Genomic DNA, 9,831 nt, shown 5'->3' with positions numbered 1-9,831 from the left:
GTTTCGCTTCCGCCGCGCCACCCGCTCGGCACGGGGCTGGCGCGCCCGGCGCGCACGCAGCCGGGACGGCCGTGACGCGCCATCCCCTGCACGCCGACGATCGAGCCGCGCTCGGGCGGGCCGTCCCGCGGATCACGATTTTGTAACTTTTGTCTTGTCAGCGGCGTCCGGCCCGCATATCCTGTCCACCATCGACCCGGCTGTCGATCGGGCGCGGGGGCCGCCAGGCTTTCCGCGGCAGGTGACGGACGCTTCGCATCCGCGCGCAACGCGGCAGCCGCCCCGCGGACGGGCGGCGCCGCGGTTCCGGGCGCGCACCACCCCCGCACCGGAGGAAGAACTCCCCCCGAATTTCGTTCTGGTACGGTTTCGCGCTCCATCCACGAATATTCACAATTTCAGGAGGACGAGATGGGCTTTCCCATCCAACGGAAGGGCTGGCTGACGCTGGCCGCCGCCGTGGGCCTGCTGTGCGCCGCCGCGCCGTCGCTGCACGCCCAGGGCGGCACCATTCGCGGCACCGTCGTCGAAACCGGCAACCGCCAGCCCCTGGCGGGCGCCACGGTGGCGGGCGGCGGCCGCAGCACGGTGACCGACGCCGCGGGCGAGTTCACGCTGGCCGAGGTGCCCGCGGGCCGGGTGCAGGTGCGCGCCAGCCGGCTAGGCTACCAGGCAGGCGAGACCTCGGTGACTGTGGCCGCGGGCGCAACGGCGCGCGCGGACCTGGCGCTGGCCCCGGCCGCGCTGGGGCTGGACGCCATCGTGGTCACCGGCACCGCCGGCGTCACCAGCCGCCGCACCATTCCCAACTCCGTCACCTCGCTGGACGTCGCCCAGATCACCGAACGGACGACGGTGGGCGACGTCACCGAGATCCTGCAGGGGCGCACGCCGGGCGTGCAGATCCTTTCCAACTCCGGGACCCCCGGCGCGGCCGCCGACATCCGCATCCGCGGCGCGGGGTCGCTCACGGCGGTGCGGCCCGTGATCTACGTGGACGGCATCCGCTACAGCGACGCCGACCTGGGGAACTTCGGGGCCTCGGGCGGCGCGGTCACCTCGTTCAGCACGCAGGTGACGTCGGCGCTCTCCTTCATCAACCCCGAGGACATCGAGTCCATCGAGGTGATCAAGGGGCCCGCCGCCGCTACGCTGTACGGCGCCGAGGCGGCGGGCGGCGTGATCCAGGTGATCACCAAGAAGGGCACCCGCGGCAGCCAGCGCACCCAGTGGTCGGCCAAGGTGGAGTACGGCCAGAACCAGCTGCGGGCCGACCTCCCCGACAACTTCACCGTCTGCACCACGGCGCGGCTCACCGAAACGGTGAGTGCCACGAATCCCACGCCGCGCTGGCCGGGGTGCCAGGGGCAGCAGGCGGGGTACGTGATCCGTGCGGAAAGCCCCATCCTGAACGACCCGTTCGGCGTGCGCGACGGCGACGTCCGGCGCCTGAACCTGTCGGTGCGCGGCGGCGGCGACCGGTTCTCGTACTTCGTGTCGGGCGACATGGACGAGGACAACGGCGTCTTCTACAACAGCTTCAACAACCGCCGCTCGGTGCGGGCCAACTTCACCGCCACCGCCAACGAGCGCCTGGACTTCCAGTTCAGCACCAACTTCGTCCGCAACCACCTGCGGCTTCCCATCGGCGACGAGTCGGCGCAGGGGCTGCTCTTCCTGTCGGTGCGCGGGCGGCCGGGGCGCTTCACGGGCTTTCCCGAGGTGTTTTCCGGGTACCCGGGCTCGGTGGGCGGCCTGCAGGCCAACGAGTACAACAACCAGACGCGCTCCGACCGCACCACGCTGGGCGGCACGGCCAACTACCGGCCCTTCCCCTGGTTCCGCAACCGCGTGACGCTGGGGCTGGACCTTACGCGGGGCGACGCGCAGATCCTTTCCACGCCGGGCTCCACCGACGCGCAGTTCGGCGAGGTCCCGGAGGGCATCGTGGCCATCCGCGAGCCCGAGGAGCGCTACTACACGGCCGACTACGTGGGCACCGCCGAGCTGCCGGTTACCGACTGGCTGGAAAGCAGCACCTCGGTGGGCGTCAACTACATCGCCCGCCGGCGTGAGACGCTGACCGGCACCGGCCGGGGGCTGGGCGCCCCGGACATCACCACCATCCAGAGCGCGGCGTTCAGCTCGTCGAGCAACACCTTCCTGGAAAACAAGTCCATCGGCTACTACATCCAGGAGCAGCTGGGCTTCAACAACCGGCTGTTCCTGACGGGCGCGCTTCGGGCCGACGACAACTCCAGCTTCGGCAAGGAGTTCGACGTCATCGTCTACCCCAAGGCGGGCTTCTCGTGGGTGGTGTCGGAAGAGCCGCGCCTGGAAAGCTTCTTCCAGCGCTTCGCCGCGACGCAGGTGAAGGTGCGCGGCGCCTACGGCCAGGCGGGGCGCTCGCCGGACCCGTACTCGGCCAACCAGACGTACACCGTGGTCAAGGTCACCGTACCCACGGCCGGCGGCGTGACCACCGTCAACGGCATCCGCTCGGTGGGCTTCGGCAACCCCAACCTGGAGCCGGAGCGCGGCGAGGAGTACGAGCTGGGCTTCGAGGCGGGGTTCCTGGACGACCGGGTGACGCTGGACTTCACCTACTACGACAAGCGCACCGACAACCTGCTGCAGAGCGCCGCGGTGGCGCCGTCCACCGGCTTCATCAGCTCGCAGCTCACCAACCTGGGCGACATCCGCAACACGGGGGTGGAGTTCCTGCTGAACCTGGTGCCCGTGCAGCGCGACGCCTTCACCTGGGAAAGCCGGTTCAACCTGGCGACCAACCACAACGAGCTGGTGAGCTTCGGCGACGAGGCGCGCATTCGCGCGGACGCGGCCTTCCAGGCGTACGGCACGGTGCAGGAGCACCGCGTGGGCCATCCCATCGCGGGTTTCTGGGCCCGGCTGCCGCTGCGCGACGATGCCGGAAACATCCAGTTCGCCGCCAACAACCTGCCGCTGATGGACACGGCGTTCACCTACCTGGGATCGCCCACGCCCAACCGCGAGATCGGCTGGGGCAACACCATCACGCTGTTCCGCAACGTGACGCTGTTCGCGCAGCTGGACTACAAGGGCGGCTTCAAGGTGTTCAACCGCAAGGAGTTCGACCGCTGCCGCCCGGCCGCGGCGGAGAACTGCGAGCGGCTGAACGACATCCGGTACTTCGAGCCGCAGAACGCCGCGGACAGCGCCTTCGTCCGCGAGGTGAACGTGTACCGCGGAAGCGGAGTGAACTTCGCGACGGGGGCCACGCTCACCAACCTGCTCTTCGCCCCGTACATCGAGGATGGCGACTTCCTGAAGCTGCGCGACGTTTCCATCAGCTTCGGGCTGCCGCGCACGCTGCTGGCCCGCACCGGCGCCTCCGGGGCCACCTTCACGCTGGCCGCGCGCAACCTGGCGACGCTGTGGACCAAATACTCCGGCATCGACCCCGAGGCGAACACCTACGGCAACCGGTCGTTCGTGCGCGTGGACGCGTACGCGGCGCCGCAGAACCGCCGCATCACGGCCTCGCTCAACTTCAACTTCTGACCGGGAACCGGTGATCATGAAGAAATCATTCGCCCCGGCCCGCCTGGGCCGCCGGGTGCTCGCGACGGGGGCCGCGCTGCTGGCCCTGGGAGGGATGGCGGCCTGCGACGGGCTGCTGGACGTCGAGAACCCGCAGGCCATCGACCCCGAACAATTGTACGACCCCGCGTACCTGAACCTGCTCACCTTCGGGGTGATGGGCGACTTCCAGCGGGCGTTCGACGACGTGGCGGTCTACACGGGGCTGTTCACCGACGAGCTTCGCAACCACGCCACCTTCTCGGAGGAGCCGCTGATCGAGACGCGGGCGGTGACCCCCGAGAACGGCACCATCGGCGGCGGTGTGTACGCCCAGTTGCAGCGCGCCCGCGGCATCGCCGACACCACCGCGCAGATCTTCCGGTCCGTCCGGGGCGACTCGGTGGCCACGGACCTTCGCTTCGCCCGGGTGCAGGCGTACGGGGGCATGGCGTTCGTGCTGATGGGCGAGGTGCTGTGCGAGGCTCCCGTGAACAAGAGCCGGCCCTACACGCCCCAGGAGCTGTTCCGCGACTTCGCGCTTCCGCGCCTGAACGAGGCCATCACCGTGGCCACGGCGGCACGGGCGGTGGGCAACGCGGTGGTCCCCTCCACGGCGGCGTCGCGGGCGCTGGTGGAGGGCGCCGACTCCATCATCAACTTCGCGCGGGTGGCCGCCGCGCGCGCCGCGCTGAACCTGAACGACAAGCCGCTGGCCATCCAGCACGCCTCGGCCGTGCCGCTGGCGTTCCGGTTCAGCGCGTTCTACTCGGAGAACAGCACCGAAGAGAACAACATCGTCGACGGGCGGCTGCGGGCGGCCGTCAACTCGTCGGTGTCGGGAACCCCCTTCGAGGCGCTGGTGAACGTGGACCCGCGGGTACCCATCCCCACCACCACCCGCACGGCGGTGGGGAGCGGGCAGCAGGTGTTCGTTCCCCGCTCGCCCAGCGCGTACAGCACGTACACGGGAACGCTGCCGGGCGGCGACTTCAGCCGCGCGTCCGCCATCCGGGTGGCGTCGGGGCTGGAGGCGCGGTACATCCGCGCCGAGGCGGAGGGCCCCACGGCCGAGAACATCGCCTTCATCGAGTCGCGGCGGGTGATTGCGCCGGGGACGGCCAACACGGCGTCGGCCACCGAGCCCACCACGCCGGCCAACTTCTACCGCAACCTGCGCGACCAGCGGCGGCGCGACTTCTACCTGGACGCGCACCGCCTGGGCGACCTGCGCCGGTACCAGACGCAGTACGGGGCCGGCATCGAGGCGTTCAGCCAGTTCCAGACCGGGCCGGTGTCCGGCGCGCCGGGGCTGGCCTACACCAACCAGTACTGCCTGCCGGTGAACCTCGCCGAGATGGCGTCGAACCCGCACTACCAGTAGCCTGCCGGACGCAGGGAGCGCTTCGGCGCTCCCCGCGAGGGCTTCCGTTCCGGCACGGCCGGGGCGGAAGCCCTTTTCGCATCCTCCGCTCGCCGCCGTTCCGGGGATGGCGCCCGGCGCGGAGCACGCGTAGTCTGAGGTCCGTCCCCCCAACCCCATGATCCGATGCCTGACGCTCCCTCTCCGTGGTACGCCGCGCTGCTCCGCGCGCGCCCGCTCGCCCTTGCCGCGGGGATGGCGGCCGCGCTGTCCGCCTGCACGGCTGGCGCTCGGCCCGCGTCCGCCCCGGCCGCCGCACCCGCCGCGGGCCCGGCCGAGGTCCAGGCCGACGGGCTTCCCCCTGTACCGCGCGAGTTCCGGGCGGTGTGGGTGGCCACGGTGGCCAACATCGACTGGCCGTCGCGCACCGGCCTTTCCGCCGATTCGCAACGCGCGGAGCTGGTGGCCATCATGGACCGCTCCGCGGCGCTCAACCTGAACGCCGTGATCCTGCAGGTGCGTCCGGCGGGCGACGCACTGTACGCCTCGCCCCACGAGCCGTGGTCCGAGTACCTGACGGGCCAGTCGGGGCGCGATCCGGGCTATGACCCGCTGGCCTTTGCCGTCGACGAGGCGCACCGCCGGGGGATGGAGCTTCACGCCTGGTTCAATCCCTACCGCGCGCGCCATCCTTCCGCCCGTTCGGAAAACACGGAATCGCACATCACCCGGCGCCGGCCGGACCTGGTGCGCCAGTACGGCGGGAACGCGTGGATGGACCCCGGCGAGCCCGAGGTGCGCGCCCATTCGCTGCGCGTGATGCTGGACGTGGTGAGCCGGTACGACATCGACGGCGTGCACGTGGACGACTACTTCTACCCGTATCCCGAGCGGGATTCGGCCGGGCCCATCGACTTTCCCGACGAGCCCAGCTGGCGGAAGTACGTGGCGGGCGGCGGCCGGCTGGCGCGCGACGACTGGCGGCGCGAGAACGTCAACACGCTGATCCGCGAGGTGTACCGCGGCATCAAGGACCGCAAGCCCTGGGTGAAGTTCGGCATCAGCCCGTTCGGCCTGTACCGGCCGGGATTTCCGGCGGGGCAGGGCGTGGCGTTCGACCAGTACGCACAACTGTACGCCGACGCGCGGCTGTGGCTGCGGGAAGGGTGGATGGACTACTTCACCCCGCAGCTCTACTGGCCCATCTCGCGGCCGGACCTGAGCTATCCCGTGCTGCTGCGCTGGTGGGTCGAGCAGAACGTGCACCACCGGCACATGTGGCCGGGCAACTTCACCAGCCGGGTGGAGGTTCCGCCGGCGGGGTGGCGCGCGGAGGAGATCACGGACCAGGTGTGGGTGACGCGGGGGATGCCGGGCGCCACGGGGAACGTGCACTTCAGCATGCGGGTGTTCCTGCAGAACCGCGACTCCATCAACGAGCGGCTGGTGGCGGGCCCGTATCGAAATCGCGCGCTGGTTCCGGCGTCGCCATGGCTGGGCGGCCGGGTGCTGGCCGCGCCCAGCGTAACGGTGCAGCTCACCTCGCCCGAGCGGCTGCTCTCCGTGCAGATGCAGCCGGCGGCGGGGACGGACCCGCGCTGGTGGGTGGTGCGCTGGCGCCGTGGGAGCGCGTGGGGGGTGGACGTGGTGCCCGGCGCGGACCGCACCTTCACCATCCCCGAGCCGACCGCCCCCGCCGCCCCCGCCGCGCCCGCCGCGCCTGCCGCCGCGGCGCTGCCCCCGGCGCCGGTGGACCTGGTGACCGTCTCGCCGGTGGACCGCTTGGGGCTGGAGGGGGAGGCCGCGCGCGCCGTTCCCCCGGCGGTCACGCCGTAACCCGAGGACGCCTCGGCCCTGCTGGGGCGACTGAAGTCGCGGCAACGACGGCCCAAAGTCCGCCTTCGCGGACTGCACGCGAGGTGGTGTGCGCGAGGCGAGCCGAAGCGCACACCCTCCCTCGCATGGCAGCATGCGGGGGAGGGTGCACATCACGGTCGGGGCGGTGCGTCCGATGCGGGCGTGACGACGGAGCCTGTCATCCTGAGGCCCAGGCGAACGATCCTCGCCCGTACACGATCCCTCGCGGGCCGAAGGATCTACCCGCGGACACGTACCAACGTGGGCGCGGCAGCGGGCACGGTAGCCGAGGCCGCGGCTCCCGTCCCGGCGGTTGAAACCGCAGCTTGAAATTCACGAAGTCCGCCTTCGCGGACTGCTGGCGAAGTGGCGTGCGCGAGGCGAGCCGAAGCGCACACGAATTCTCCCCACTCCGCATGCGCAGCATGCGGGGAGGGGCCGGGGGAGGGGCCTCCCGCGCCATGCGCCGGCCCGAGTCGAAACGCCCCGACATCGCGGCCTCTGCACGGGTGCCCGCTCCCGCGCCCGGGCTGAGAAGTGTCCTCTGTTAGATTCTTCGGCCCGCGTGGGATGGAGTGCGGGATGGTAAGGCGCGCATGGGCCTCAGGATGACAGGGCCTTTCTGCGGGAAGGAAACATCGGCGCGCACTGGGCTGGCTCCCTTCCCCCGCGCAGTTTGCGGGGGAAGGGCTGGGGATGGGGGGCGCCCGCGGCCTCACCGAACTCCGCCCCTTCCGACATCCTCTGCCCCCGAGCATCCCCTCCATCCTCTCGCCCCCTCCGGCGGGGTGTGCTAGATTGGCAGCCCGCGATCCGCGAACGAATCACCCGCACCTGAACGACCCGATGGCCGAGGGCACCCTTCTCCGCACCCCGCTGCACGGCGAGCACGCCGCGCTCAACGCCAAGCTGGTCCCCTTCGCGGGATACGAGATGCCGGTGCAGTATCCCACCGGCATCACCGCCGAGCACCACGCCGTGCGCAAGGCCGCGGGGCTGTTCGACGTGTCGCACATGGGCGAGTTCGAGGTGCGCGGCGACCGCGCGATGGAGTTCGTGCAGTACGTCACGACCAACGACGTCAGCAAGATCGCCGTCGGGCAGGCGCAGTACGGCACCCTGCTGAACCACGAGGGCAAGCTGCTGGACGACCTGATCGTTTATCGCTACCCCGGCCACTACATGCTCGTGGTCAACGGCAGCAACAAGGACAAGGACTTCCGCTGGATCTCGCAGTTCACCGAGCAGTTCGGCGTGGAGCTGGTGGACCGGACCGACGAGATCGCCCTGCTGGCGCTGCAGGGCCCGCGCGCGGAGGAGATCCTGCGCACGCTGACGGACGCCGACCTCCCCTCCATCCGCTACTACCGCTTCGCGGAGGGCACGGTGGACGGCATCGAGGCGACCATCAGCCGCACGGGCTACACCGGCGAGGACGGCTTCGAACTGTACGTGCCCGCGGCGGACGCACCGCGGCTGTGGCGCCGTCTGCTGGAGGTGGGCGCGGATGCGGGCCTGCTCCCCGCCGGGCTGGGGTGCCGCGACTCGCTGCGGCTGGAGATGGGGTACGCGCTGTACGGCAACGACCTGGACGAGGACACCACGCCGCTGGAGGCGGGGCTGGGCTGGGTGGTCAAGCTGGACAAGGGTGACTTCGTGGGCCGCGAGGCGCTGGCGCGGCAGAAGGAGCAGGGGGTGCAGAAGCGCCTCGTCGGGTTCCGGCTGAAGGAGCGCGGCTTTCCGCGGCACGGCTACCCGGTTTCCGTGGATGGGAGCGAGGCGGGCGTGGTCACCAGCGGCACGTCTAGCCCGTCGCTGGGGCAGGGGATCGGCATGGCGTACGTCCCCACCGCCGCCGCGAAGCCGGGGACGGAGATCGGCATCGTCATCCGCAACGCGGCCGTGCCCGCGGAAGTGGTGAGGCCCCCGTTCTACACCGGCGGCTCGGTGAAGAAGGACTGATTTCCTCGTTGATTCACGGCGAAGCGATCCGGATGCGAGAGTGGCGGAAGCGGTCCTGATTACCACGGACGACCTGGAGCCGGCGGTGCGGCTGCGGGCGGCCTTCGAGGGGCAGAACCTGCGGGTGGAGCTGCTGGCCCCAGGAGAGTCGCTGGACGATGCCCTGGCGGAGCCCATCCTGGTGGTGATCACCGGCGGCCTGCGCGAGCGCCGCGCCCGCGCGCTCATCCACGCGGCCCGGGAGCGCGGCCGTACCCCCATCATCGGGCTGACGGAGCCGACGGAGCCCTCCGGCCGCGACATCTGCCGCCAGCTGGGCATCCACGAGTGCTTCCCCAAGCCCGTCGACGCCGACGAGGTCGCGCTGGTGGGGCGGCGGCTGGTGCAGCGCCAGGAGCTGCGCGAAATCACCGGCATCGTCGGCGAGACCGCGGCGATGGAAGAGGTGCTGGAGCGCATCGTCCAGATCGCCCCGGTCAACTCCACCGTGCTCATCCTGGGCGAAAGCGGCACCGGCTAGGAGCTGGTGGCGCGCGGCATCCACGCCCTCTCGCCGCGGCGCCACCGGCCGTTCATCGCCGTCAACGTGGCGGCGCTCCCCGAAAACCGGCTGGAAAGCGAGCTGTTCGGCCACGAGAAGGGCTCGTTCACCGGCGCGACGGACCGGCGCAAGGGCTTCTTCGAGCTGGCGAACGGGGGCTCCATCTTCCTGGACGAGATCGGCGAGATGCCGCTCTCCACGCAGACCAAGCTGCTGCGCGTGCTGGAAGAGCGGGAGTTCCGGCGCGTGGGCGGTGAGGAGTCCATCCGCGTGGACGTTCGCGTGATCGCCGCCACCAACCGCGACATGCGCCAGGAAGTGGAGGTCGGCGAGTTCCGCCGCGACCTGTACCACCGCCTGAACGTCCTGCGCATCGACCTTCCGCCGCTGCGTGCCCGCCGCGACGACGTGCCGCGGCTGATCGAGGGCTTCATCCGCCAGTTCAGCGCCGAGCACGAGCGGCCGTTCCTGGGCATCGACCCGGAAGCGCTCGAAATCCTGGTGAACTACGACTGGCCGGGGAACGTCCGCGAGCTGAAGAACCTCA

General features: G+C 70.8%; 4 protein-coding genes and 1 pseudogene. All 5 read left to right on the top strand.

The annotated features are described in order from the left end of the window. Positions 1 to 411 precede the first annotated feature (411 nt). Positions 412 to 3,543, top strand: coding sequence for a SusC/RagA family TonB-linked outer membrane protein (locus tag VIB55_RS07885; RefSeq protein ID WP_331876127.1), 3,132 nt, complete (start codon positions 412 to 414; stop codon positions 3,541 to 3,543). Between the two features lie 16 nt (positions 3,544 to 3,559). Further along, positions 3,560 to 4,945, top strand: coding sequence for a hypothetical protein (locus tag VIB55_RS07880; RefSeq protein ID WP_331876126.1), 1,386 nt, complete (start codon positions 3,560 to 3,562; stop codon positions 4,943 to 4,945). Between the two features lie 165 nt (positions 4,946 to 5,110). Next, a complete protein-coding gene (locus VIB55_RS07875) occupies positions 5,111 to 6,760 on the top strand; it encodes a glycoside hydrolase family 10 protein (protein ID WP_331876125.1) in 1,650 nt (549 codons plus the stop codon). Between the two features lie 867 nt (positions 6,761 to 7,627). Then, positions 7,628 to 8,743 (top strand): glycine cleavage system aminomethyltransferase GcvT, encoded by a 1,116-nt coding sequence (gene gcvT / locus VIB55_RS07870; RefSeq protein WP_331876124.1) that lies wholly within the window; start codon positions 7,628 to 7,630, stop codon positions 8,741 to 8,743. Between the two features lie 436 nt (positions 8,744 to 9,179). Further along, positions 9,180 to 9,831: pseudogene (locus VIB55_RS07865) on the top strand (sigma-54 interaction domain-containing protein); the annotation flags it as partial.

This window comes from Longimicrobium sp., assembly GCF_036554565.1.
Taxonomy (GTDB): Bacteria; Gemmatimonadota; Gemmatimonadetes; order Longimicrobiales; family Longimicrobiaceae; genus Longimicrobium.
The sequence above is the reverse complement of the archived record's forward strand: the minus strand, read 5'-3'. Positions and strand labels throughout refer to the sequence as shown.

Coding starts and splice junctions, on each gene's coding strand:
- VIB55_RS07885 (WP_331876127.1), top strand. CDS start 412: ATGGGCTTTCCCATCCAACGGAAGGGCTGGCTGACGCTGGCCGCCGCC.
- VIB55_RS07880 (WP_331876126.1), top strand. CDS start 3,560: ATGAAGAAATCATTCGCCCCGGCCCGCCTGGGCCGCCGGGTGCTCGCG.
- VIB55_RS07875 (WP_331876125.1), top strand. CDS start 5,111: ATGCCTGACGCTCCCTCTCCGTGGTACGCCGCGCTGCTCCGCGCGCGC.
- gcvT (WP_331876124.1), top strand. CDS start 7,628: ATGGCCGAGGGCACCCTTCTCCGCACCCCGCTGCACGGCGAGCACGCC.